The following is a 25,429-nucleotide window of genomic DNA, read 5'->3' on the forward strand; positions in this document are numbered from 1 at the left end:
GCGGGCGTTTGCGCCCCGATCGAGGTCAATGTGGCGAAGAACATCCTCGTCTTCGAGATTGATGAGCGTCAACTTGGCGTATCGGCCGATTTGGTGGTCGAAGTCGTCCGCGCGGTGACGCCTCTGTCGCTGCCGCGGGTCCCCGAAACCGTGATGGGGATCATCAATCTTCGCGGCGAGGTGGTTCCGGTGCTGGACACCCGCAAGTGCCTGCGATTGGCGGCGATGCCGGTTCGCCATACCGATCACCTGGTGATCATTCGCGACGGCGCCTTGTGCTATGCCTTGCATGCCGATCGTGCGGTCGATCTCGCGATGCTGCAGTCCGATGCGACGGACGGAGCGGAGGATGATTCCGAGCCGACCGGGCAGCTGGCCAAGACCACGCTCGGGTTTGTCCAATTGCTCAATCCCTGGGACTTGTTGAGTGCCGACGACCGGGCGGAATTGGCGTCCATCGTTTCGTCCGCGCCGGCGAGGGAGGCGAAAGGCTGATGAGTGGTGCGGAAAACGAGTCCGAGTTTCGAGACCTGTTGGATTGGTTGACGAAACACACCGGGCTCAAGTTCCGCGAAGACCAACATCGGCACACGATGACGACGCTTCGGCGACTGATGAAGATGGATTGCGTTGAGGGCTTTACGGAGTTTCGTCGCCGTTTGGAAAGGAATCCCCAGTTGCTCTCCGACGCGATCGATCAATTGACCGTCGGTGAAACGTATTTTTTTCGCGAGCACCAACACTTCGAATTCATCCGCCAGGAGGTCATTCCTGATTTCCGTACGCGTTCGGGACATCACGAGCCGATTCGCGCTTGGTCGGCGGGATGTGCGACGGGCGAAGAGGCCTATTCCTTGGCGATCGTGTTCACGCAAGAACACGTCTCGTCAACGATTTTGGCCACGGACCTTTCCTCCGCCGCGATCGAAAAGGCGCAGCGAGCGGTGTTTCGTCCCTGGTCGTTTCGTGGTCAAGCCTCCGATGCGGTCCGCCCCTTCGTGACCGAGTCCGGGGATCAGTTCACCCTGTCGCAACGCATCAAGAGACGCGTTCAATTTCAGCGGTTGAATTTAGCGGCCAACACGTATCCTTCTTCGGCCAACGGAACCTGCAACATGGATCTGATTCTGTGTCGCAATGTGCTGATTTATTTCGGGGCCGAGACGGTTCGTGAGATCAGTCGTCGCTTGTTCAAGTCCCTATCGCCCGGCGGATGGTTGATCACGGCGTCGGGCGATCCACGGCTGGTCGAACATGCCGACTATGAGGTCGTTGCCTGCGATCACGGTGTGTTCTATCGCCGTCCCCTGGATGCCGAATCGGCGGCGAAAACGGCGGCCAGCGGGCGATCGCGTTCCAGCCCCTTGACGGACTTCGATGCCCGCCAGCGGTCGACCGAACGGGCGTCCGAAAGACTGACTGCTCGAACACTGACTGCTCGGACACTGCTTGCCAAGCCACCCTTTCCTGCGCCCGCGGACCCTGTGACGAAACACCTTGCCTCGGTCACGAGCTTCAACGCCGGCGACGATTTCGGGGAGACGCGTTCGGCGCGGGAACGGGCGGACGATTCCGATGCGTGCCTGGCACAGATTAAATTGGTCGCTGCGACGGATCCGGACCGGGCGCTTGAAATCTGTCGCACGGCCACGGTGCGGCATCCGTTGGTGGAAGAGCTGCATTATCTCCATGGAGTCTTACTGGCCGATGCGGATCAGCCGCTGATGGCACTCGAATCGATACGAAAGGCGATTTTTCTTAACCGATCTTCGGTGATGTCGCATTTTCTATTTGCGTCCATCCAGCGCCGGCAGGGACAATATGTCTCAGCACGCAAACACTTTCGTCGGGTTTGTGAACTGTGCGCCCTCGGGAATCCGAACGATGTGTTGCCGATGTCCAACGGCGAGACGGTAGCCGATATCGCCGTCGCGGCGCAGTCACAACTGTCACGAATCGAATCGAGGCGAGATCCATGATGATCAACGAAGGATCGCCCAGGGAATCATTCGACTGGCAAGGCATCAAGCAGCGTCTATCGCGTGCACAAGAGTCGCTCCGCAGCGCGGAAAACCTGTCCGACGCGCAGATCAAGTCGCTGATGGCCGAACGGTCGCGGCAACTCGCTCGTGTTCCCGAGCGCGTGATCGATACGAGTGAGTTGATTGAAGTGGTTCGCTTTCGTCTCGGCAGCGAAGAAGCGGCAATCGAAACGCGATTCGTGCTGGCGCTGATGCAACCGCAGTCGATCACGCCGATTCCCGATACCGATGACTTTTTCTTGGGGCTGACGAATCTGCGTGGCGAGATCACGGCCATCATCGACTTGGGATGTTTCCTGGGGCTTTCCGGCCAAACCCAACGCGATTCCCAGGTGCTGGTTCTGGGGACGGAAAAACCCGAGTGTGCGATTCTGGTGGACGAACTGGAGCACGTGACCACGATCCGCAAACAAGATATCCGTGAACCGAGCGGCGGATTGGGAAGTGTCGTCGATCTGTTGGTCGGCTGCACCGCCGATGCGGTCATGATTTTAGACGGCGACGCGTTGCTTCGATGCGACCGAATTTACATTGATCAGAACGATCAACCTTGATTGACCATCCCCCTTCGATCGAGCATCCCGGCATGAGTTGGTCCGAACGATTTCAATCGATCTCCTTGCGTTGGCAGTTTAGCGCGTTGACGGCGATTGCGATTGTCATCTCGATGGCTGCGATGGGACGGATCGCATTCAACCGCAGTCGCGACGTCGTGACGGACATGACGTTGGACAAGATGCGGGCGGAAACCGACGCGGTCGCCAATCAGATCATGAGCGTCGTCGACCAGACCCGAGCGGACACGCTGACCATCCCCACGTTTCCACCGATCCCCGGAATCGTCAGGTGCTGGGAAAACGAGATCAACCCCGGGAAAGATCCGGTCCAAGTCGGATCGACCACCGAACTTTGGATCACCCGGCTGGGGCAAATCGTTTCGGCGCAAATGGCGTTTTATCCCGAGCGGATCCGCTGCGCGGTGTATGACGCCGACGGCGAAGGCGTGATGGCGGTGGAGAAGCAGGGAACGTCATCGGTGCTGATCACCGAAGGGATCGCGGCGATCGCCACGGAAGGGTATTTCTTGTCGGCGGCCGGTCTGAAGCAGGGGCAGGTACACATTTCGCCGATGATCCAAGACCGGTTGGGGAAGGTGGCCGTTCACTTCTGCACGCCCTTTTTTTCTGCCGGCGCCGGCCGCGACGGGCAGACGCTCAAGGGCATCTTTATCATCACCGTCGATGGGCGTCGACTACTGGAAAGTGCGGTCGCGTTTAACCCGTCACGAATGGACAGCGACCGGGAATTCGAGAGCCTGAAAATCGAAATTGCTGACGAGTCGATGCAGTTTCTGTACTCCAGTGGTGCCGACGCATTTGCACTGTTCAGCCCGTCGATTTTCACTGAGGTCCGCCCCGTCCGCGCCGAACGTCTGGCGCGTCGCAATACCGCGGGAGCCTATGATCGGGACTTGGACACGTACGCCGAATTCGTCTTGGCTGCGGAGCGACCCGACGGCCGCGGGATGGTGGCGACCTATCGACGGATGTTCTACAACGCACCGGAAGACACGAGCCGATTCTGGTTCGTGGCCTTGAGCGAGTACAGCGAGACGTCACTGGCGAGCGTCAATGAATTGGCAACGACCTATGTGGTGATCGGATCGATCGTTACCCTCGCCGCCTTGCTGCTGGTGTTCTTTATCGCCAGAAAACTGACCGCTTCGCTGTCGGACCTGTTGGCATCGGCGGACCAAATCGCCGCCGGCAATTTGGAAACTGAAATCGCCGTCTCGCACGGGATGGGGGAGGCGGGAAAGCTGGAGTCGTCATTCCGCTCGATGACGGGAAAGCTGAACGCGATGATTCGCGAGGCTTCCGATCAACAGGCCCGAACCAAGGCGCTCTTCAATGCGACGGCCGACGGTCTGGTGACAATCGACTCTTCAGGAATCGTCACGTCGTTCAACTTGGCCGCCGAAACCTTGTTCGGCTATCGAGCCGATGAGGTGATCGGAAACAACGTTTCGATGTTAACGCCCTCACCGCATCGCGAACAACATGACGGTTATCTGCGTCGCTACTTCGCCACCGGCGAGGCCCGAATCATCGGACATGACCGTGAACTCGATGCGGTCCGCAAAGACGGATCGACGTTCGCGATCTCGCTGCGCGTCTCGGAATTGAAACGCCACGACGAAACGGTCTTCATCGGGCTGATCCAAGACATCACCGCACGCAAGCAGGCCGAAGCCGAACGCGTGAAACTGTTCCAGGCCATTCAGAATGCCGTGCATCGATTGGCCGTGGCCACGCAGCAGATCCTCGCGACCACCAGTCAGCAGTCCGCCGGGACACAGGAGCAAGCGGCAACGGTGGCCCAGGTCGTGGCGACCGCTGATGAGATTGCGCAGTCCGCGGCACAAGCCGCGTTGCGGGCCGATGACGTCGCCAAGTCCGCTCGGCATACCGATGAAATCGGCAACGTCGGGCTCCGCGCTATCGAAGATTCGGTCCAAGCGATGGACAAGGTCAAGCTGCAGGTCGAGTCGATCGCCGACAGCATGTTGTCGCTGGCCGAACGCGCCACCGCGATCGGTGAAATCACCGCGACGGTCAGTGAAATCGCCGAGCAAACCAACGTTCTGGCACTCAACGCCTCGGTCGAAGCGTCTCGCGCCGGAGAACACGGAAAGGGGTTCGCGGTTGTCGCCGCCGAAGTCAAGTCGTTGGCGCAAGAATCCAAGCGGGCCACCGCCCAGGTCCGTGTGATCCTGAGCGAAATCCAACAAGCCACCAATGCCGCTGTCCTGTCCACCGAACAGGGAACGCGTACGGTGCACGATGCCAATGAAGTCATCGGCCAAGCCGGCGGCACCATTCATTCGCTGGCGACGACGTTGGCCGAGTCCGCGCAAACGGCGTCACAAATATCCGCGACCGCCAATCAACAGGCCGCTGCCGTGGGACAGCTGAATCACGGGATCCGCAACATTGATACGGTCACCAAACAGAGTGTCGAAGCGATCGGGCATATCGAAGATGCTGCCCGAAACCTGGCCTCGCTGAGTGACGAATTAGCGTCACTGACCGACCGCTAAACCCATGGGAAATCGACCCGATGAACCGTGATCAACTCGTACAGCAACTGATGGCCACGTTCCTGGATGAACTGCACGTGCATGTCAGTAGCCTGGGGCGAGATCTGTTGGCGTTGGAGAACAACCTTTCCGCCGACGAAAGGGCCGAGGCCTGGACGTCGATTTTTCGCGCCGCCCACAGTCTCAAGGGGGCGTCGGCGGTGGTTCACGTCGATCCGATCCATGTCGCCTGCCACCGGCTGGAAGACATTTTCGAGCACTATCGCGACTCTGGTCAGACGCTGTCTCAAGAAACGACATCGATTTTGTTGAAGGTCGTCGACGCGATTGAAGAGATCGGCATGCGAATTCGTGCCGAGCAAGGGATCGAAGGCGCGCCGTTGACCGACATGTTGCCTCAGTTGGAGCGATTGGCCGACCAAGTCACCGGCAAAGACGCGGCTACGGCTGACGTCGACACCGCAAGCGAAGCGGCGGAGGACGCGGGGGTTGCAGAATCGGTCGACGAAGACGACGAAGCGTTCGACGACGATGACGATTTTGAGTTTGACGAAAGTCCGCCGAGTTGCGAGGTGGAGCCGCAGGAAACCGAACGCGAAGCCGCACCCAAAATGCCCCCCATCAACGCGGCATTGCTTCCCGTCTTCCTGGAAGAACTCGAAGACCGCTGTGCGAGTCTCAGCCGGGATGCGATTGCGATGGAAAGCGTGACGGATCCTGACGAACGGGTCGAACTGTTGACGAGTTTGTTCCGTTCGGCACACAGTTTGAAAGGGGCCGCCGGCGTGGTCAAACTCGCGCCGGTCCAAGCCCTGTGCCATCGATTGGAAGATGAATTGGAATCGATCCGCGCGGGGACAACGGAATACTCCACACGCACGGCAACCGCGATGCTCGAAGCGGTCGATGTGATTCGCGACTCGGGAAATCAGCTCAAATCGGGCCGCGAGTTGGATCTGGGCGAGATCGAATCACGGACATCAAGAATCGACGAATTGCTGTCGGGATCGGAGGAGCCGGCGGCGGCCGCTGAGCGTTCGCGGCCTGAAGCCGATGACGTCGAAACCGAGTCGGCCCCGCTCAATCCTGCCGCGCCCAAGCAGGTGGCGGAGGCACCGCCGGCGGCGGTCGCGGTCCAGCCCCAAGCCGAGGTCGCTTCGGGGGCAAAGACCGAGGGAAAGATGCCGCCGACAAAGCGAGTGAAATCCGACCCGGGCGCATCGATTCGAGTTCCCGCGGAGAAGCTCGATGCATTGCTCTCGCACAGCGGCGAACTGCTCGTGGCCCGTGGTCGGTTGGCATTTCGCGCCAAGGACGCCGCGGCGGTGCGTGACTTGGCCGCGGAACTGCGGGGAACCTGGCGTGAGAACGAACAGGCGATGCGTGATTTGGGCGAGCGGACGTTCGACGATCGCGACATCGCCAATCCGCGGCGGATTGCTGCGGTGATCGAGCACACCGCCAGTCGATTGACCGCACTTTCGTCGCGACTGGACGCGCTGGCCAGTGCGATCGAATCGGATAACCGTCTGCTTCAACAAACCTGTGGCCTGTTGGATGACGAAGTCTACAACGTGCGAATGTTGCCGTTTTCGGATGCCTGCGGAGGGCTGCAACGGGCCGTGCGTGACATCGCGACCGGTGGCAATAAGAAGATCGAGTTGAAAATTGTCGGTGCCGAGGTGGAAGTCGATCGGTCGGTGTTGGAGGGGCTGAAGGATCCGCTTTTGCACCTGGTCCGAAATTCCGCCGATCACGGAGTCGAGTCTCCGTCGCAGCGTCAGGGAGCGGGCAAACCGGAGCGGGCAACCATTACGGTTTCGGCGGAACTGCGTGGGGGCCAGGTTCAGGTGCGGGTCGAAGACGACGGCGGCGGACTGGATCTGCGACGCATTTGCGAGATCGCGCGAAAACGAGACATCGAGGTTCCCGACGATCCGCGAGAACAAGCTCGCTTGATCTTTGCCCCAGGGTTCTCGACCGCGAAACTGATCACCGACATTTCCGGTCGCGGCGTCGGTTTGGATGTCGTGCAAAGCCAAGTGGAATCCTTGCACGGATCGGTCGATGTGTCGTTCAAGCCCGGTCGGGGAACCCGGTTCACGTTGAACGTTCCGCTGACGTTGACCACGATTCGTTCGATGATGGTCAAGGTCGCCGACCAGACGTACGCGATTCCCACCTCGGCGATTCAGCGTTTGGTGCGTTTCGGCCCCAACGACCTCCGCTCCTCGGCCGGCCGTGATTCTCTGCTTCTTGGTGAGGCTCCGATGGTGGTCGCGTCGCTGGCCCAGACGTTGCGATTGCCCTCGAAGGGATTGTTGGCGGGGAATGCCACCAAGGGGCTTGCCATCGTGTTGCAGGTCGCCGACCAGTCCGTCGCGGTGGTCGTGGACGAGGTCTTGTCTGAGCAAGAGGTGTTGGTCAAGAATCTTGGATCGCGGGTACGTCGGCTGCGGCATTTTTCTGGCTGCACGTTGCTGCCGACGGGCAAGATTGCGTTGGTCATCAACGCGGCCAACGTGGTTCGGACCGCACTGGGGCTGAAGCTGGATCAGTTGGCGGCATCGCGGACGTCGATGAGCTCGGGCAAACAAAGTGTCGCCGGGCCGGATACCCATGGCAGAACGCTGCTGTTGGCCGAAGACTCGGTCACGACACGGGTGCTGTTGCGCAATATCCTGGAATCGGCCGGCTATGAGGTCACGACGGCCGCCGATGGGCAACAAGCGTGGGAGCTGATCCAGGAAAAACCGTTTGACATTCTCGTCACCGATGTCGATATGCCGAGGATGGACGGATTCGAATTGACCGCGGCGCTGCGCGGTCTGGAATCGGCGGCGGATTTGCCGGTCGTGCTGGTCACCGCACGCGGCTCCGATGCCGACAAACAGCGGGGCGTTCAGGCCGGCGCGAACGCCTACATCGTGAAAGGAAATTTCGAGCAACAGCATCTGCTCGAAACCGTCGCCCAACTTATTTAGGAAGCCGCAGAGCATGCCGAGGGTCTTGATCGTCGATGACTCACCGACGGCGCGTGAGGTTCTGGCAACCATTTTGGGATCCGATCCGGACCTGGAGGTGGTCGGTTTTGCCAGGAACGGACGCGAAGGGGTCGCGCAGGTCAAAAAGTTGAAACCCGATGTGGTCACGATGGATTTGAACATGCCGGTCATGGACGGCTTTGCCGCAACCCGTGAAATCATGATCGAGGAACCCACGCCGATTGTGATCATTTCCGGGGCCGGTCGAGCCGCCGAAGTCGAGACGGCGATGGAGACGCTGCGAGCGGGAGCGGTCAACCTGTTGCTCAAACCGGTCGGACCGGCATCCCCGGAATACGACGCCCGTGCAAAGGAAGTGGTCCGAGTCGTCAAAGCCATGGCAGGTGTCTTTGTCATTCGGCGGCGACGACATCTGATGCCCAAACAGTCCGATCAGGTCCATGCGGTGTCTCCACCGGACTATCTGACCAAACCACACCGGATCCGCGTGATTGCGATCGCCGCTTCGACCGGTGGGCCGCCCGCGCTGGTTAAAATTCTCGGCGCGCTACCGACCGATATCTCGGTTCCGGTACTGATTGTCCAGCATATCGCCGACGGATTCATGGACGGTTTTGCGAACTGGTTGGACGAGGTCATCCCGCTGGACGTGAAGATTGCCAAGGATCATGAGCCCTTGTTGCCGGCGACGGTTTACTTTGCGCCCCAGGATCGACATCTCGGCGTCAGTCAATCACGCATTCGACTCTCCGACGCGGCTCCGATCGGCGGCTTCCGTCCCGCCGGAACGCATCTGTTCGAGACCGTCGCCGAGGCGTTCGGCTGCGATGCGGTGGGCGTGATCTTGACCGGGATGGGCAACGATGGTGTCGAGGGGCTGATGAAAATTCACAACGCCGGCGGCGTGACGATCGCTCAGGACGAAGCTTCGTGCGTGGTGTTCGGGATGCCGCGTGCCGCCATCGAAGCCGGTGCGGTCGATTCGGTTCTTCCCCTCGATGCGATCGGCCCACGTCTGGACCAATTGGTCGTCAACCGCCCTTCCGGCAATTGACGGCGATCGAGGTGGTCATCGATGATGGGCGCAGGATTTGTTACAATCACCAAATCGCGACACGCGGCCGGTCAGACGCCTATGCTGAACTCCAACGTCAACTTTGGTATGACACGATGACGCCAGAGCAACGCGACGAAACGATCGAAGCGCTCTTTTCAGAAGCGGTCCGGCTTGATCGCCGCAGTCAGATCGAATTACTTGAATCGTCCAGTCTGCCCGAGGACATCCGCCGCGAAATCGAAGTGCTTCTGGACGCCGAACGGCGGTTGGAGTCGGGCGAAACACAAGTCCTGGTGAGCGACCAGGAACACGGATCCGAGCTTCAGGCGTTCTCCATTTTTGATCGCACGTTGGCTGGCCTGACGATCAACGACCATCAGGAAACCCCGTCGACGGGGACGGCGGAATCGGTGGAATCGGCGGCCGAGCCGAGCACGATCGGCAAGTTCCGGATGCTGCAGTTGCTCGGTATCGGTGGCTATGGGCAGGTTTGGAAAGCCTACGACACGGTTCTGGATCGTTTCGTTGCGCTCAAGATCCCGCGTGATGACGTCAGTTATCGATTCAATCGAAAGATGGTTGAACGCGAGGCGCGGGCCGCGGCGCAATTCCAGCACCCGAACATCGTCACCATTCACGAAGTGCATTTTTACGGCGACCGAGCGCTGATTGCGAGTGAATTGATCGAAGGTGTGACGCTGTCCAAATTGATCATCGCATCATCTCTGACGGTCAAGCAGGTCGCGGAAATGTGTGCCAAGTTGGCCGATGCCATCCATTATGCGCATTGCCGGGGCGTGATTCACCGCGATTTGAAACCGTCCAACATCCTGATCGATCAGGACGGCGAACCCCACGTCACCGATTTCGGCTTGGCCAAGCGGGAACTGGCCCATGCGACACTTTCGGCCCACGGCAGCGTGTTGGGCACGCCGACCTACATGCCGCCCGAACAGGCACGCGGTGATTCGCATATCGCCGACGCTCGCAGCGATATTTATTCTCTGGGAGTGATTCTGTTTCAGATGTTGACGTCTGAATTGCCATTTCGCGGCGACCGCCAAGCCGTGATTCAGAAGGTGATCTATGTCGACCCTCCCAGTCCCCGATCGTTGCGGCCCGCGATCCCACGAGATCTGGAAACGATCTGTCTGAAGTGTCTGCAAAAATCTCCCGCACGGCGTTATCAGAGTGCCAAAGACTTGGCGACCGATCTCGAACTCTGGTTGCAGAAAAAGCCGATCCACGCGCGGCCGGTCACGCGGGTGGAGCGGGCGATGCGGCTGTGCGCACGCTACCCCGTGGTTTCGTCGCTGGCGACCGCGATCGCCGTGCTGATTGTGGTCAGTCTGGTCGCGATCACCAGTCTGTGGATCCGCGCCAATCACAACCAAAAGACGGCATTGCGTCACCTGGAACGCCGAACCGCAAACTTTGACAAGACCATCGAAGCGGTGGAAGTGATGCTGAGCCGTGTGATCGAGCGCGAGGAGCCCGAGTTCATCCCCATCCAACAAGAGCTGCTTCACGAGGCGTTGAAACTCTACGAACAGCTCGTCGACACCAACGGTGATGATGCCGACAGCCTGATCGAAAACGGGCGCATCCGGACTCGCATGGGATACTTGCATGAGTCGTTGGAGAACCCGGCCGCTGCGCTGGCGGCGTTTCAGTCGGCGATCGAACAGTTTGAAACCGCGCTGGCCGGCTCGAGCGATGTGCGAACCAGTGAAGAGTTGGCCGAAAGCTACCGTAGTGTCGCCCGAACGATTCTACAGATGTCCGTCGACGGAGACCCTCAGTGGGACGTGTGTGAAGACGCCATTGAACGCGCGATCGAAATTGACAGCGCGGCACCCCCGGTGGAGCGCGGACGGCGTTTTGGGTTGGCAAAATCGCACAACTTGCGGGCGCGGATGTACGTTGCAAAAGACGAACCCGAACGTGCCGAACAAGAATACCTGCGGGCAATCGAGCTACTCGGCGCGGTGAGCGAGAATCGCCCCGATTCGGTGGTGGTGACGTTGTCGCTTATTTGGAATCGACATCAATTGGCCGACATGCTTCTGCGGCATGGTGACTTCGAAAAATCACGACAGATTCACGAGGATCTGTTGAAGCAACGCCTGGCGCTGCAACGTGTTGCTTCCGACGCGTATCGTTTTCATCCTTCGACGGTCGTTCAGTTTCCATCGCCCAATCAGACGTTTTCGTTGCGTCGTGATTTGGCGGCTAGCCACCGCTCGTTGGGGCAGATCTACGAAGCGGAGAATGACGATGTCGCTGCTGCGGCGCATTTCCGCGCGGCGGCGGGGTTCATCGATGAAGTCGTTCGTGACTACCCCCATCGCCGCGGCCACCGGGATGCCAAGGGGGGAATTCATACGCGGTGCGCCCAAATCCTGATGCGATTGGGAAAACGCGACGAGGCCCTCGAACACTTTGACATCGGATTGAAAAGCTGGAATCAAGCGGACCCGGTCACGCTGGACAAGAACCGGCTCAAAAACTTTGCATCCCAGCATGCAGTGGCAGGTGCGCTGGCCAAGACCATCAACAACAACGAATCCGCTATCCTTCATTTCATTGCCGCACAGGAGTTCTATCACCAGCTCAGCCGGATCGTCCCGGCGGAGCCTTCGGTGATCTTGGCGAACATCCGTGTTTCCCTCGATCTGGCTGAACTCCGACGTCAAAGCGGGGACGAGCGTGCCGCCGAGGAGTTGATTCAACAAGCGACCGAGTTGACCGAGGTGATGCGAAACATCGACGAACCGACTCGGGAGTTACAGAATGCTCTTCAAAGCGCCGAACGGTTGCTGCAGCGGCATTCGGCGGGACGCATCTGAGCGCCTTCAAAACAAAAAATGCAGGAGACCCTGTGCAATTTTTTGGGGTTTCGCATCACAACGCGGCAGCGAGTTTCCGTTAATCTATGGGTCGACGTCATTTCTTCCTCCGAGAGTGTGTAGCATGAGCAAGAAAAAACAGCGCCGGGCGTTACGACAGACCATGCAGCCGTTGGTGGAATTGTCGGATCGACTGGCCACCACTCGGCTTCAATCGGCACGGATCCGCGTCCGGCGAGCCGAGCTTCAGCTCAAACGCGAACGCGTCCGGACGATCGCGGACGAACGATCCGTTCTTAGCACCGCAGAATTCACCGCACGCATCAACCGCTTGGCGGATCGTTTACGCGAGAACCGGCGACGCATCGGGCGGATCCGCCAGGCGCGACAACGCGAAGTGGGCATCCTGCTCGGAGCCGATTTCAGCTACCTGGAGATTACCAAGCACAACGAAGACTTTTCACTTTACACGGGGTATTTTGGTGGCAATGACTGAAGACGGCGGAATGAGTTTCCAAGACGGAACGATCATGTTGGTTGCCGATGCGGCCCCGTTTTCGACGCGAGATGTGTGGGAGGGCTATCTGGAAGGACTGACCGAGGCGGGGGCGAACGTGTTGCCCTATCCGACGTTTTCCATCCTGGAATTGCTCAGCCCCAATTTGCTCGGCAGTGATCTGATCGGCAAAGCGATGGACATTCGAAATGGCGTCCACGCGGTCGTCTTCATCAGCGGGATGTACTTTCGGGAGACGCGCAGCTGGGTCGTCGAATCGCTGACCCGACGCGGCATGCCGACCATTTTGATCGCTACGGACGATCCTTATGAAGACATCGGAATGCGAGATTGCTATTCGACGCGGTTTACAAACGAGTTGTCCTGTGCCAATGGCCAAGCGGCCTATCTACCGACGGCGACGTTGTTTCCGCCGGCCTTGGACGACGATCCGTGGGTGCGGGATCTCGTCTTCGTCGGCACCGTTTTCGAAGATCGCTGGGAATGGATCCGGCAAATTGCGATGTACTGCGAACTGAACGAACATCGCTTTGATATTTTTGGGCATTTCCCGACGATGCGTGATGGGCTCCAGGATCTGGAGTACGTGCGAGTCATTCCCGGCACCGTGTCTGCCGAACAGAAGTGGAGTCTGTACAGCCAAAGCAGACTGGTGCTGAATATTTTTCGCGATGCGGGAGAGAAGCGACCACAGTCGGCAAGCCCGAGGGTGTACGAGGTCGCCGGGTTGGGACGGCCCGCCTTGATCAGCAACCGCCGCGACGAGGTGGAGCAAATTTTCGGCGATGCGATCTACCTGTTTGATGACATCGAAAGCTTTGGGGAAGTGTTCGAAGAGGCGATCGAGTCGGATGCGGAGAGGCAGCAGAAAGTCCGGCAAGCCCAGGAAATTGTGTTGCAGGGGCATCTCTATCAACATCGCGCCTCGACGCTTTTGGGCGAAATTCAAAAGCTATTGACGGACTGAGGATCGAACGGAAAACAAGTCGCCGAACTTGCCTGTGGGATAGGTTTTCACGGAATCGTTCCAGTACGCGACAGGCAGGAAGCCTCTCCCACTCGGTTTACACGTCGTATCCGGCTTGTTGCAGCAGTTCGCCAAAGACTTCGTCGCAAAGCACACGCAACTTTTGCGGCAGATCAGTTTTCCATCGTCCCACCGAAGCGCGCTCGTCGGCCGTTGTCCGATGAAAGTCCAAGTCTTGGCAGATCAGCCGGTGTGCTTCGATGACGCCCGCGACGGTGGCCGAGTCGCTGTCGATCTGCAGATAGTCGAAGATCCGCGTCAACGTGGATTCTGGTTCCAGCACCAGGTCTTCGTATCGCACGCACAAACAATGTTCTTTGCGAGCTTCGGCGACTGCTAACAGTCGGGCAATGTCGTGCCGTTTCATGCGGATGAATTCCGCGTCACTTTCCACGTTCTCTCGACCAAACGTAGCAAAGCCGCGTTTGTGGTTGAACGCGATCATCGAACAGACCATGTCGCGAAAATCGCGAATCAAGATGATTTCCTTGGCGTTTGGGTACAGTTCGCGGGCGATCCATTGAAGGTGGCACGGAAGTGACTTTTCGGCAAAGTACGTGACGCCGGTCGATTTGTGATTGATCGCAGCGATTTCGCCGTACAGTTCGTCAATATTCTGCAGCGCAAATTCAGCGGTACGGTTGATGTAGGCGTTACCGAACCAGTCGCCCAGGGTCGGCCGATTAGAGATGACTTCGCTGTTAAACGGGCACGGCGGTAGAACGCTAAGGTCGGATTCGAACGTGTTCTTTCCGAATGATGGTTCGGCAAGAATTTTCAACATGTGAAACCAATACCCGGCCGGACGAGCTTCAAACGGGTATTGGGCGTCGAGCACGATCGATGGGTGCTGCGCAAGCGTCTGCATGGCCCGCGTGGTTCCTGTTCTGGCGAGCGACGTGATCGTGAGCGGAGAAAGCTTGGGGGCGTAGGCGGGTCGCAGGGGATCTCGCTCGCCGCGAATCGCGGCGCAAGGCACGCGTCGACCGTTTTGCAAGACCGCGAACACGTCGATTTGAAACTGTGGCGGCAGTCCCAACGTTCCGAAACTGCAACGGAAACCGCACGTCGACGCACCTCGAACGTCCGCGTGTCGGCTCGCCGCGGTCTCGTTGTGAAGTGTGACGGGGATGGTTTTCCAAGGGACCCCGCCATGCATCAACTGAAGACGGCGAACCTTGCCACGTCGGGCCAACGCCCAACCGTCCAGACGTATGCTATTGGAATCGATCTCCTTTTCGGGGCTCGGCTCATGCAGTTCAAAGCCGTACAGGATGTCGTCCAGATTCTCGTGGTAGTCCACGTCAATGCGATGAATCGTCAAACTGGCTTCTCCAACAGGTCTTCAACCGAGCGATTCGATGACGGAAAGCCCTGCCCGAATGTCGCGGCGGTTGGTGTACAGCCCGAACGAGAATCGCATGCAGGGGTTCTTGTAGGGACTGGCACTCGCAATCACGCCGTTGCGAGACAGTTCGGTTTCGAGTTCGTTGGGATCCCAACCGTTGACGTTGAAACAAACGATTCCAGAGGACAGGTCTTGCGACATCGGAGTCAGCAATTCGACGTGCGGCATCTCGGCGAGTTTCCGTTTGCAAAACTGTGCCAAACGGTGGATCCGATGCTGGATGCGTTGTTTGCCGATGGCGAGCTGGAAATCGAAGGTATCGGCGAGTGCCCAGCGGTATTCATAGCTATGGTAGCCGCCCGGTGTCATCCGTCGCCCGATGGCGGCGGAATCGACGAGCCCCTTGCGCCAACATTCGATACGTTCCGCTCCGAATGGCGGAATCGTGGGGCGAACGCGTTTCCAGCCCGCTTCGCTGCCCCAGATGATGCCGGTTCCACGTGGACCGCACAGGGTTTTGTGGCAGCCGGCGATGAAAAAGTCGCAACTTCCCTCCTGGAGGTTGAAATCTTCAACGCCCAACGCGTGGACGCCATCGACGACCAACAGAATCTTTTGCTCGGCGGCGCGGTCCTGGTTCAGATGGGTGATGCGCTGAGCGATCGTGGACAGCGGCAGCTTGACACCCGTTGATGAATGCACCCACGTGACCACGACCACGCGAGTGGCATCGCTGACACCGGAAAGCAATTGGTTGACCATCACGTCCGCACTGGCGTCCATGGGCGCATGGTGATCATAAAGTGCTTTTTCGAACCGCTTGGCTCGGGAGCGATCCAACGCGTAGCGGATCGATGCATCTGACGAATAATGCCCATGCTCGCTTTGAAGGATCTCGTCGTTTTCGTCAAGATCTAAACTGGTCAGTACCAGTCCCAGCCCCATCGTCGTGCTGTCGGTCAGCGCGATCTGATTCGGCGAGCAGCCGAAATACGATGCCGCTCGGCAAAGAACGCGCACATCATTGATTTCCAAATCGTCGTGTGCCCGTTTCGGGTTGCGATCCAGGATTCTTCGATACCTGGACAGGGCGCGACGCACCGGGCGGGGATGCGAGGCAAACAGCATCGGGGCGAGGTGAACGAGATGGGGCGCGAGTCGAAATTGGCGACGCACTTCGGGCCACGAGTAGGGCCGGTCGGAAGGGTTGCCTCGTTTGGAATTCATCTGCGTCTCCACACCGTACTTGTTGAAAGGTACGCCCGAAGCAGAGAATATACTTCAAATCACCGCCTCTGATTGCCTCGTCGTCGAACTGTCTCGCCCTCCAAACCAACTCAACGCCCGTGACACGCGATCTGCTCTTGACCGTCAGCATCGGCGAAGACGAAGTCGCGAAGCACACGATTCCTCGGATGCGTCGCTATGCCGAGACGCATCAGGCGGCGTTTCGTGTGATGACGCAAAGCCAGACGTATCGTCGCCCCGTGTTCGCTTATTGGGAAGCGCTAGTCGAATTGTGCGACTCTGATTATGACCGGATTGCGATCCTGGACAGCGATATCCTTGTGCGACGGGGGGCGCCGAGTCTGTTTGAGGTCCCGTTTTCCGAGATCGCGATGAAGCCGTCCGGTTGGGTGGCGCCACGTTTCTTGCAACGCATTCACGATCAAATTGCTGACGATTTCACGATTCGGGACATGTACAACAGCGGCGTGATCCTGATCACACGCGATTACGTGAGAACGATCGCCGATTCGATTCAATCGCTCGGGACCCGCGTCGAAGAAACGCGTTTTGCCGACCAGGTTTACTTTTGCATGATGGTCAAGCGAACCGGTGTGACCCCAACGCCCTTGTCGTGGCGTTGGAATCAGCATGATCAAGTGCCCAACTTCCGCGCCGAACTGGCCCACTTCCTGCACTTTCGTGGTCCCGACAAACTGCCTCGCGTCGAGCAGTTCTTGCAGAAAAATCGTAATGACCAGTGGGGAGCGGCTTTGTCCTGAATGACGTCGTTGACGCTGCAGTTTTCAAATCCTCGACGAGGGTTCCGAACGCAAAAAACGGCAGACGCACGTTGTGCGTCTGCCGTTGGCGTTTACCGATCAGAACGGATCACTGGACTTCGAAGTCGTAGCTGTCACCCTCGCTGCCGTTGTAGTCCATGAATCGGTTTCCGCTGATCAGCGTGTAGCGTCGCGAGCCAGGGGTGCGTTGGTAGACGATTCGTCCGAAGTGGTCGGCACCGTCGCCGCCGTACATTTCGTCACGGATTCCGTCGCCGTAGTCACTCATGTCGTCATTCCCGTCGCCGCCCATCAGGATGTCAAAATCTCGTCCGCCAGCCAGGTCATCGTTTCCGCCGCCGCCGAGCAAGATATCTTCGCCGTAGCCGCCACGTGCGGTGCTGTCGATGTCGGTTTGGTTATCGAAATTGTCGTCGTGGTTTCCGCCATCAAAGTAGATGTAGAAAAACTCGGGAAAATCGAGCGCGAGGTCCTTCGCGGTCAGTGTGTCGTCCCCGTTCCAGCCGCGAAAGATGACATACAGTCGGGTGTATGGGCCGGCCACGGCTTCGAATTCATACTCTTGGCCATTGAGTTCCACTTCGACTCGACCAGATTCGATCGCATCGTCATCTTCGTCGTCCCGAAACTTGATTTCGCACTCGTCATTGGCCGAAGTGCCGTCAATCATGACGACGCGAGTCGGGCCGTCGTCAAAGGCGAACACGCCTGCATTGGCAACGCCACAAAATCCTGCCAGAGCGAGGCAAAAGGTCAGTTTTCTTAACATGGTTCGAGTTCCCGTGACTGAAGTGAGCTGGTGAAGGGTCCGTTGATAGGACTCCAAGCGGACAGCAGCGGGAAATGTGTCAAACGATTGCGCCAAGTTGCTGACGTTTTTTTCAGATCGGGCACCCGTTTCGCGTCAGATGCCGGCCGCGACCTGCGCTGCCCTGCCCTGACGTCTACAAATCGTTTTTCTACAACGCGAACATTGATGATCGGAGCGAGGGCAGATACGATTGATCGTGAAGGACGTTTTGTGCACTCGCTTTGGACGCTTTCCCATGCCAGAAAAGGCCGCTTACCAATCGCCTTCACGCAGTTACGTCAAGGCGGAGAGTCGTCGCGATGCGGTCCGGCGGATGATTCGCCCCGATCCCTTGCTGGCATCTCTGTACGTCGACGGGGAAAACAAGGACGGAAAAGAGGGCTGGGTCAACGCCATCCGGGATCAATCGGGGGCGGTGTACCGGTTGTTGTTTTATATCGACAAGCTGCAGGTCGCTCCAGAGTTTTCCGATCTGGAGATGTACGAGGTGCTCTACGGCGCCGTGACCGAGCACCAGGAATTGAATTATCCGCGCGCCTTGTTCACGACCACCGGCGCGATCAACCTGATGCGAGACGGCATTCCCGGGCGGCAGTTCGTCCAGGCGGTCAAACGCGGGATCCTTCAAATCGTTCCGTACACCTTGGGCAGAGACATCAAGACCGCTCATCTGCGCGAAAACGGATACGCTTACCTGTGTATCTATGACCGCGATGGGCAGGGGATCCGTGTTCTGAACCTACTGGACTACTTGATGGTGTATGACCATCGGGCGGGCGAAGAGATCCAAGTGCACCAGGAAGAAGAATTGGTGATCGGTGACACGCGTTTCGTCCGTCCGTTTTTGCTGAAGTACGCTCAGGGCACGAAGGCGGAGGTGCTGGACACCGCCAGCGTGGCCGAGAGAACGCTCAGGTCAAAAGGGGCGTTCTAGCCTGTCGGCCTGTTGTGCTCGTTTCCCCGGCAAGGCTCGGCAATCGGCCCAGTGCGATCCCGATCAAGGCAAAGAAGACCACGGATTCGGATCGCACCGGACCCATGAACGAAACACACAACAGCGACCAGCCGAAGTACCAAATGGCGACCACAGCAAGTGTGGTGGCCAAGTTTTGCATCGAACGATCGCCTTGGACCAAGCGGCTGAATTTGACGACCAGATTGCCGATCGCCACGAGGAAAAACAGCAGACCGATGACACCGGTCGACACCAGGATTTGAAGGTAGATGTTATGCGCCGTGTGATTGGTTTTCAGCGACCAGACTTCAAGCCTTCCCTCTTCGCTGGTGATGAAGTAGCCGTGCCCGATCCACTTGGATTTCGTGTATTCCCGCCAAACCTTCGTCCACATTTCTTCACGGCCCGACACCTTGGTCAATTGCCGGGCGGATTGCCCACGCGTGATGTACTGAACGGTCGGACTCCTGGAATCGAGGACCGAGCCGAACGACGGATCGACCAGTACGATCACCAGCAGCAGCACCGCGAACAGGCTGATCGTCGCGGCACGAACCAGGTTGCTGGCGTAGAAAAACAACACCATGCCGACCGTCAACGCAGCCATCAACAGCGCCATCCGGCTACTGGCATAGAACAAGACCGTCCCGTGAACCACGCCGCCGATCAGCGCCCCCCGCAGCGCCCACCTGTATTTTCCGACAAACAGGCAGAGCACGCAGATCAACAAGCCGATGGATGCGTTGGCACCTGCCGCCGTCGGGTGAACTATTCCGGAGTTGCCGCCCATCATCAGGCCTCGATCCAATCCAGAAAGATCGGGAACGAAAAGTTGGATGGCGATCACAAAGATGCTGAACGCAAGCAACATTTGTCCGAGCATGCGCAACAGTGCTTCGGTGCGGTCTTGCCGGGTTGCCACCAACGCGATCAGCGACGCCAGCACCAGCAGACTCGCCAACCCACCGGCTTGCCAGAGCGAAATCGCCGGCCGCGGCGTCCACAGAACACTTAAAATCGCCCAGGCGAAATACAGGTAGAACGGATACAGGGGGCGCAACACCCATCGCGTCTTTGCATCGGGGAGCCGGGCGAGGATCGCAGCCGAGCCGGCAAAAAAGACGACCAGCAAGATCAGCAGCTTGACCATCACAAGCGGATCAAGCGAAGCGAACGTGGACGGTTCCAGACGACTCGGGATCGTGAACGTCAGGATCGGTAATGCCCAAACCCCGAACGTCGTGATGCGTTGCAAGTAAGCGTCGGATCGAAACATGACTTCCCAGGGGGACGTTGATCAACGTGGACGCGTAGCCACGGGAGATTCAGCCTCGGTTTCGCGCCTGACGACTTCCGCTTGGTCGATCCGGATCGGTACCGACGGACTGACGTGATCCGGCGGCTCGGCCAAGTCAGACGATGATTCCTCCCACAACGCCGCCGATTCAGGACCGAGCGATTGGGGCGCCGGGTCGATCGGCAGGTACGACCGAAAATCCAGCAAGACGGGAACACCCATCGCCAAGCCGAACGCGGCGATCAAGCCGGCCATCGCACATAGCGGCTTGTTCGGCGAGACAGGCCGTTCCTCCAGCGTCGCCGGCTGGGACACGTTGATACTGGTGATCCGGTGTGATTCCAATTCCTCGTTCAACCGCGCCTGTTCGAGCATCACCGAATGCAGCTTGTAACGTTCCTCCAGAACCGAGGCGTCGCGTTGCAGTTTGGATAGCCGCTGTTCGTGTTCGTTCAGCGAATTGATTTCGGTGAGCAGGTAGTCCCGTTGTTCTTGCAGTTTCTTCCTGCGTTCCAGAAGCGACTTTTCCGAAGCCAGGTCAACAATCTGGCTGGCGAACAGTTGTTGGTGCGTCGGGTTGATCACCTCCCGAGACTCCGTCAGTTCCGACTCTTGAGCGTCAACGATCTCGCGAGCTTTCTCGAGTTGTTCGCGAATCGAAGTCAGCTTGGGATGGCCCGTTTTGAATTTCGCAGCATACTCGTTTTCAAGCACTTCCAACTGGAACAGGGTCGTCCTCATGTCGTTGTGCGACTTCCGTTCAAGTCCGCTGGTTTGTTCCGTCACGGTGCGAGCGACCGAGTTTGCCAACAGGTCGGCATAGGTTTCCGCACGCATCCCGAACTCGACCAGATCCGCTTCGACTTTAAAGAGTTCGCTGGAAACCTTTTCAAGCTGTGTTTCCAAAAGGGTTTGGCGACCATCGAGAGTGGCAAATCCGGCCGCGTTCTTGGCGTCTCGGATTTTGCTTTGAACCTCATCAAGTTGCTGCTTCAGCTCCGTGTCCTGTTCCAGAAAGAAAGCGTAGGTGCCGCGGGTGCGATTGACTTGCGCGTGGTGAGCCAAATAGGCATCGACCCAAGTGGAGACGATCGTCTGAGCAACCTGAGGGTTCTTTGACTCGAACTCAACCTTGACGAGACTCGATTTCTCTGACGCCGAAATATCAATCGAGTTTTCCAACGCCCGGATCGCTCGCTCTTCGGAACTGATCGGATCAATGTTGCTGACCCAGGTCTTTAACGAGCCGATCCATGTTGCGAGACGATTTTTCGATGGTTCTTCAGAGGCACCGTCGGCACTGGGAAGTTTTTCGTCAAGGATCAAGTCGGGGCCAAGACGCTCGACCACATCCTGGATGATCGTCCGACTGTGCATCACGTCCAACGTCGTTTCGACTTCGTCTTCGCGAGTCTTGACCGGGGCGTCGGGGTTCCCGACGACCGACATCGTGGGGTCCAACGTTGCGCTTTCGTAGCCGACGCGCAACAGCAGCTTGGAAACGGAACGGTACTGCCGCGGGGCGTACAACACCACAGCCACCGCAATGGCAATGACAGTCACGAAGGAAAACGCGGCGGCAAACCAGTGACGTCTAAGCGAAGCCCGCCACATTAAGAAGGAGTTCATAGAATTCGTACAACGATTTGAACTGGGGGACGTGAACTGGGGAGTGACCGATGGGCGAAGACAGACTCGATGCTAATTTCGAGTCGGGACAACGACCCCGCAACGGTTTGGTTCAGGGGCAGAAACAAGCGTCCGGGGTGCGTTTTTGAGATTATGAACGGTTATCCGGTCCCACGTCGACGCCCCCCGGACAGCCCCCGGCGCAAAGAGTGCAAGATGATTGGCGACCGACGGATTTCACTCAAGTTGGTTAGACACTTGGGTTTTAGGGCAGCTGCGACGTCAGACGGAGAGGTTTTGGCAGGCTGCGTCGCCGGAAAGGAAGCCGCATCTGGCACAGCCAGACCGCCGGCGCTTCGCGATCCCTGCCTGCAGCGGGCGGAATCATCGTGTGTCATCCACCCGAATCGCAGCGTGTGCTGGGCGCCGCTCGGTCGATCTGGATGTGGCGGGTTCGGGGTTCGGACGCTCGCGCCCAATACCGCTAAATCGAGAAGCAAAAGTTAAACGCCATGGCTCCCCTCTCCCCCGATTCCTGACGAGCCTAAGCGAGTTAGGAATTGGGGGAGAGGGGCTGGGGGTGAGGGGGATCTATTCTGTGCGCAGTCGCTGGATTACGGCAACGATGCGCTCTCGAAACCCGGTTAGATCTGGCGGTATGTCATACGCTGGAATGCGAATTGCATCAAATCGACTCAGGAGAAATCAGTGGTCTACCGCCCATCGAATGCTCACGATGAAACTTTCCTCCGGCGCAACCACAATTGCGTCGCTATCAGCTAAACCGCGTTTTCAAATTCATTCGATCGGCCGCGCTGATCACGAGCAAACCCCTTGGCCTTGTGATTGCGTTTTTGTTGGGTCTTGCGGATTCCCCCTTACCCCCTGCCCCTCTCCCCCAAACAAGCCTCTACCCGTCGCAACGTTTTCGCTCACTAAAAATCAGTTGGCGGGCATGATGAATCCGCATTGACCAAGAGGCTTGTTCGGGGGAGAGGGGAGCCATGTTTGGGTAAGTCACTTCTTGATTGAGCGGTAGTGGGATCGCGCCCTACCGCTAACAAACAGCACCCCGTTTGGTGTCAATGGAGTTGGCATTGGGCTCACGACGATCGCACCAAAATTAGGCTGCAAACAGGAGTTTTTCGAGAAAGTCAGTGTTCCAGCCAGCGATTTTGCGTTTCCGCTTGAGACTCTTCTTCCGAGTGTCCCGCTTGAGGAGCGTTGTGACAAACCGGCGAGCAAAGCTCATGTTCGACGTCGCGTTTTTGGTTCGGAGCCGACTGGAGTCTTCATGAAACACCACATCGAGAACCCAGTGCATGCTCTCAATCCCCCAATGCTTACGCGCGCAATTTGAAAATTCACGCACCCTTGCCGGTCGGCTTGATATGTAATACCGGACATCGCTTGATTGCTTGTCGCCACGAGTGGTGCATGTATTCGCTTGGCAAATACTTTTGGCTCCCTTCCATTGGTCGGTCAGTTCGCGGAGCGCTTCGGGAATCGGACAAGTCGCATAGAAGCGTTCTTCGTCTCGCCCGGCCTGCTTTCCAAGCGTGGTGATGGTTCGAACACCGTGGTCTTTGAGCCCTTCGTTGTGGGCCATCTCAAAGTAGTCAGCGATGGCGGCGCAAAGCTTGGGATGGTTGTCCTTGACGGCGAACACATAGTCGCCACCTTCTTCGATGATCTTTTCAGCAATCGACTTTTGGCATCCCATGGCATCGAGCGTCACGATCGAATTGCGCACGTCGATCAGATCGAGCAATTCGGGAATCGCCGTGATTTCGTTGGACTTGGAGTCGACCTCGGTTTGTCCGAGCGTGACACTATGCTCGGTGGCCCAGGCACTGACGATGTGAATCGCGTTGGATTTTTCCGCATCGGTGTAGGACCCTCGCACCGTCTTGCCATCGATCGCCACGTGGATGGGACCTGTGTGATTTTTGGAATCGCAATCGGAAGATGCATGGGCAAGTTCACAAAGGTGCGAGTGCCACTGCAGAAGCGCATTTTGAAACTCCGCGGGCTTTATCAACGACAGCACTCGCGTGATGGTGTCGTGAGAAGGGATTCCAGCTTCAAAGTCAGCGAACTTGGAGAGCCAGTCGAGTTTCTCTCCACCGAAGCTTTCGATCTCATCGGGACCATCCGCGCCTGCGATGACCGCCGCGACAACCAAGAATAGAATCGAGTTGAGCGGATGGATCGTCCGTCCGGCAACTCGCGGGTCGCTGACCTGATCAAAACACTCGTGAAACACGTCAATTTGGGAAGCCATTGCCATCTCCATACCAGGGCAGTGAAAAACCAGTCCGGCTGAATTTATTAGCAGAGGGGTTCACCAAGGCAAGACATCAACGAATACTGAAACCAGATTTTGGTGCGATCGTCGTGGCATTGGGCTGACGGCCGTCGACTGATCGTTGGCGGATCACTCGCGAGGCAACCCTTTGCGCAAAAAAAAGAAGGGATGCAGCGTGAACGCTGCATCCCTTCCGGTAAGGATCGTAACGATGGGGCTCAACTATTGATTGAGCGATTCTTGGATCGTTTCTTTTGAAGCCTTGGTTCCCAGGGCTCCCCACAAACCGTACGGGCTTTGCTTGCCAGCACCTCGGGTTCCGAAGTTCGGATCGTTGTTGCTGTAGGGGACTTGGTTTTGATCGCCGGATTCAATCGAATCGGTGATGAACACGACCGCTCCGTCGGCCATCAGGATGTGTGCACCGCCTTGGTGCAGACTGGATGCCGATCCATAGCCAAAGTCGCCGTGTCCGCGGTAGACGCTGTAGCTATTTGGGGGACGAATCGTATTGAACATCGAGAACTGGGGACGGGCATCGGGCCAGCGACGACCACGACCGTGGTTGGCGGACTCGTCCAAACCTGGGCGACCGTTGATCACGCTATCGTCCCAGTATTGCGGGCGATCGGGGTCGACGAACTGTTCCCAGTGGTTCGGTGGCAAGGCCATGTTGCTGGTGTTGTCCTGATAGGGGACCGACGCGACCAATCGTTCGCGGGCGTCGACCATGTTTTCGCCAGCAGCGATAGTGTTGGACAGGCCATCAAGGATGTCGCGGAACTTGGTGAAGTGGTGGTTGCGGAAAACCCCTCGTGCCCAGCGGGCTTGGGCTTCGTCACCCCAGGTGCCGTCGGTTCCGGGAACACCGTTCCAGTTGATTCCGGCGTGGTGGCCTTCAAAGTAGGCGTCGCCCTGGCATGCCGAGTAGTTCGTGAATGCGACCCGTGCCGGGGTGCTTTGGGTCGGGTCACTCGGGCAGCGGAAACCGGGAACCTGAGTCAACCAAGGTTGGTAGTTCTCGTTCCACGGCACGGGGCCCATCGCGGGATAGGGGGCGTCATTGGCCGGTATCACCCCGGGGCGAATCGAGCCGTCACGGTTCTTGTTAAACGGATTGGAAATTTGGTCCCACAATCCCTGCTGCTCAATGAACGGCAGGACTCCGACCATCCAGCTCAAGCAAAACCGGTTGTCAAAATTGTCATTGTTACGCGGGTGATCATAGGTGCCTGTCGCGTTCATCGGCAGGTTCTTGTACGCCGAGTGGTAGTTGTGCAACGCCAAGCCGATCTGCTTGAAATTGTTGCTGCAACTCATCCGCCGCGCTGCTTCACGTGCAGCTTGGACGGCGGGCAAAAGTAGACCCACCAAAATACCAATGATGGCGATAACTACCAAAAGCTCAACGAGTGTAAAACCACTTCGTTGAGGGGATCGATTCTTCATTTGCA

The 25,429-nt window shown here is 58.0% G+C and carries 18 protein-coding genes; 11 read left to right on the forward strand and 7 right to left on the reverse strand.

The features are described from left to right. Nucleotides 1–30: 30 nt before the first annotated feature. The 9 genes from TBK1r_RS03005 to TBK1r_RS03045 all read left to right on the forward strand — a co-directional run bounded on the left by TBK1r_RS03005 (nucleotide 31) and on the right by TBK1r_RS03045 (nucleotide 13,537). Nucleotides 31–495: a chemotaxis protein CheW gene (locus tag TBK1r_RS03005; protein ID WP_419580913.1), complete on the forward strand. Its 465-nt coding sequence runs from the start codon at nucleotides 31–33 to the stop codon at nucleotides 493–495. Next, the gene (locus TBK1r_RS03010) at nucleotides 495–1,979 is read left to right on the forward strand and encodes a CheR family methyltransferase (protein WP_145207465.1); all 1,485 of its coding nucleotides are present in this window, start codon (nucleotides 495–497) and stop codon (nucleotides 1,977–1,979) included. The genes TBK1r_RS03005 and TBK1r_RS03010 overlap by 1 nt, the downstream gene beginning before the upstream one ends. Next, a complete protein-coding gene (locus TBK1r_RS03015) occupies nucleotides 1,976–2,596 on the forward strand; it encodes a chemotaxis protein CheW (protein WP_145207466.1) in 621 nt (206 codons plus the stop codon). Before TBK1r_RS03010 ends, TBK1r_RS03015 begins: the two co-directional genes overlap by 4 nt. Continuing rightward, nucleotides 2,593–5,142, forward strand: coding sequence for a methyl-accepting chemotaxis protein (locus tag TBK1r_RS03020; RefSeq protein ID WP_145207467.1), 2,550 nt, complete (start codon nucleotides 2,593–2,595; stop codon nucleotides 5,140–5,142). The genes TBK1r_RS03015 and TBK1r_RS03020 overlap by 4 nt, the downstream gene beginning before the upstream one ends. A 20-nt stretch (nucleotides 5,143–5,162) precedes the next feature. Then, nucleotides 5,163–8,126 carry a hybrid sensor histidine kinase/response regulator gene (locus TBK1r_RS03025; protein ID WP_145207468.1) on the forward strand — a complete coding sequence of 988 codons (2,964 nt, stop codon included), beginning with the start codon at nucleotides 5,163–5,165 and terminating at the stop codon, nucleotides 8,124–8,126. Between the two features lie 13 nt (nucleotides 8,127–8,139). Then, entirely contained in the window at nucleotides 8,140–9,201 is a 1,062-nt protein-coding gene (gene cheB / locus TBK1r_RS03030) for a chemotaxis-specific protein-glutamate methyltransferase CheB (protein ID WP_145207469.1), read from the forward strand. 116 nt (nucleotides 9,202–9,317) lie between these two features. Beyond that, complete coding sequence (locus TBK1r_RS03035) at nucleotides 9,318–12,053, forward strand: serine/threonine-protein kinase (RefSeq protein ID WP_145207470.1); 2,736 nt, start codon at nucleotides 9,318–9,320, stop codon at nucleotides 12,051–12,053. Nucleotides 12,054–12,177: 124 nt separating this feature from the next. Beyond that, a complete protein-coding gene (locus TBK1r_RS03040) occupies nucleotides 12,178–12,549 on the forward strand; it encodes a hypothetical protein (RefSeq protein WP_145207471.1) in 372 nt (123 codons plus the stop codon). Beyond that, a complete protein-coding gene (locus TBK1r_RS03045) occupies nucleotides 12,542–13,537 on the forward strand; it encodes a glycosyltransferase family protein (RefSeq protein WP_419581519.1) in 996 nt (331 codons plus the stop codon). Before TBK1r_RS03040 ends, TBK1r_RS03045 begins: the two co-directional genes overlap by 8 nt. Nucleotides 13,538–13,634: 97 nt before the next feature. On the opposite strand, the gene TBK1r_RS03050 is transcribed toward TBK1r_RS03045, so the two are convergent. Then, complete coding sequence (locus tag TBK1r_RS03050; RefSeq protein ID WP_145207473.1) at nucleotides 13,635–14,921, reverse strand: sulfotransferase family protein; 1,287 nt, start codon at nucleotides 14,919–14,921, stop codon at nucleotides 13,635–13,637. 21 nt (nucleotides 14,922–14,942) lie between these two features. Beyond that, on the reverse strand, nucleotides 14,943–16,172 hold the full coding sequence (locus TBK1r_RS03055; protein ID WP_145207474.1) for an aminotransferase class V-fold PLP-dependent enzyme: 1,230 nt from the start codon (nucleotides 16,170–16,172) through the stop codon (nucleotides 14,943–14,945). A gap of 119 nt (nucleotides 16,173–16,291) precedes the next feature. On the opposite strand from TBK1r_RS03055, the gene TBK1r_RS03060 reads away from it, so the two are divergent. Further along, nucleotides 16,292–16,954, forward strand: a complete 663-nt coding sequence (locus TBK1r_RS03060; RefSeq protein ID WP_145207475.1) for a glycosyltransferase family protein — start codon at nucleotides 16,292–16,294, stop codon at nucleotides 16,952–16,954. Nucleotides 16,955–17,063: 109 nt separating this feature from the next. On the opposite strand, the gene TBK1r_RS03065 is transcribed toward TBK1r_RS03060, so the two are convergent. Next, nucleotides 17,064–17,744, reverse strand: a complete 681-nt coding sequence (locus tag TBK1r_RS03065; protein ID WP_145207476.1) for a calcium-binding protein — start codon at nucleotides 17,742–17,744, stop codon at nucleotides 17,064–17,066. Between the two features lie 277 nt (nucleotides 17,745–18,021). Here TBK1r_RS03065 and TBK1r_RS03070 point away from each other — a divergent pair, with 277 nt between their 5' ends. Continuing rightward, nucleotides 18,022–18,720: a hypothetical protein gene (locus TBK1r_RS03070; protein ID WP_145207477.1), complete on the forward strand. Its 699-nt coding sequence runs from the start codon at nucleotides 18,022–18,024 to the stop codon at nucleotides 18,718–18,720. Here TBK1r_RS03070 and TBK1r_RS03075 read toward each other — a convergent pair. From TBK1r_RS03075 to TBK1r_RS03090, 4 genes are all read right to left on the reverse strand, one after another. Next, nucleotides 18,698–20,017, reverse strand: a complete 1,320-nt coding sequence (locus TBK1r_RS03075) for an O-antigen ligase family protein (protein WP_145207478.1) — start codon at nucleotides 20,015–20,017, stop codon at nucleotides 18,698–18,700. The genes TBK1r_RS03070 and TBK1r_RS03075 overlap by 23 nt on opposite strands. A 21-nt stretch (nucleotides 20,018–20,038) precedes the next feature. Continuing rightward, nucleotides 20,039–21,667, reverse strand: a complete 1,629-nt coding sequence (locus tag TBK1r_RS03080) for a GumC family protein (protein ID WP_145207479.1) — start codon at nucleotides 21,665–21,667, stop codon at nucleotides 20,039–20,041. A gap of 1,123 nt (nucleotides 21,668–22,790) precedes the next feature. After that, nucleotides 22,791–23,963: an ISAs1 family transposase gene (locus TBK1r_RS03085; RefSeq protein WP_145207480.1), complete on the reverse strand. Its 1,173-nt coding sequence runs from the start codon at nucleotides 23,961–23,963 to the stop codon at nucleotides 22,791–22,793. Between the two features lie 234 nt (nucleotides 23,964–24,197). Further along, entirely contained in the window at nucleotides 24,198–25,424 is a 1,227-nt protein-coding gene (locus TBK1r_RS03090) for a DUF1559 domain-containing protein (RefSeq protein ID WP_145207481.1), read from the reverse strand. Between the last annotated feature and the right edge of the window lie 5 nt (nucleotides 25,425–25,429).

Origin of the sequence: Stieleria magnilauensis, assembly GCA_007753675.1 — a bacterium.
Taxonomy (GTDB): Bacteria; Planctomycetota; Planctomycetia; order Pirellulales; family Pirellulaceae; genus Stieleria; species Stieleria magnilauensis.

Excerpts from the sequence above, each read along its gene's own strand:
- TBK1r_RS03010 (WP_145207465.1), top strand. The coding sequence starts at position 495 with ATGAGTGGTGCGGAAAACGAGTCCGAGTTTCGAGACCTGTTGGATTGG.
- TBK1r_RS03015 (WP_145207466.1), top strand. The coding sequence starts at position 1,976 with ATGATGATCAACGAAGGATCGCCCAGGGAATCATTCGACTGGCAAGGC.
- TBK1r_RS03025 (WP_145207468.1), top strand. The coding sequence starts at position 5,163 with ATGAACCGTGATCAACTCGTACAGCAACTGATGGCCACGTTCCTGGAT.
- cheB (WP_145207469.1), top strand. The coding sequence starts at position 8,140 with ATGCCGAGGGTCTTGATCGTCGATGACTCACCGACGGCGCGTGAGGTT.
- TBK1r_RS03035 (WP_145207470.1), top strand. The coding sequence starts at position 9,318 with ATGACGCCAGAGCAACGCGACGAAACGATCGAAGCGCTCTTTTCAGAA.
- TBK1r_RS03040 (WP_145207471.1), top strand. The coding sequence starts at position 12,178 with ATGAGCAAGAAAAAACAGCGCCGGGCGTTACGACAGACCATGCAGCCG.
- TBK1r_RS03045 (WP_419581519.1), top strand. The coding sequence starts at position 12,542 with ATGACTGAAGACGGCGGAATGAGTTTCCAAGACGGAACGATCATGTTG.
- TBK1r_RS03055 (WP_145207474.1), bottom strand. The coding sequence starts at position 16,172 with ATGAATTCCAAACGAGGCAACCCTTCCGACCGGCCCTACTCGTGGCCC.
- TBK1r_RS03065 (WP_145207476.1), bottom strand. The coding sequence starts at position 17,744 with ATGTTAAGAAAACTGACCTTTTGCCTCGCTCTGGCAGGATTTTGTGGC.
- TBK1r_RS03070 (WP_145207477.1), top strand. The coding sequence starts at position 18,022 with ATGCCAGAAAAGGCCGCTTACCAATCGCCTTCACGCAGTTACGTCAAG.
- TBK1r_RS03075 (WP_145207478.1), bottom strand. The coding sequence starts at position 20,017 with ATGTTTCGATCCGACGCTTACTTGCAACGCATCACGACGTTCGGGGTT.
- TBK1r_RS03080 (WP_145207479.1), bottom strand. The coding sequence starts at position 21,667 with ATGAACTCCTTCTTAATGTGGCGGGCTTCGCTTAGACGTCACTGGTTT.
- TBK1r_RS03085 (WP_145207480.1), bottom strand. The coding sequence starts at position 23,963 with ATGGAGATGGCAATGGCTTCCCAAATTGACGTGTTTCACGAGTGTTTT.
- TBK1r_RS03090 (WP_145207481.1), bottom strand. The coding sequence starts at position 25,424 with ATGAAGAATCGATCCCCTCAACGAAGTGGTTTTACACTCGTTGAGCTT.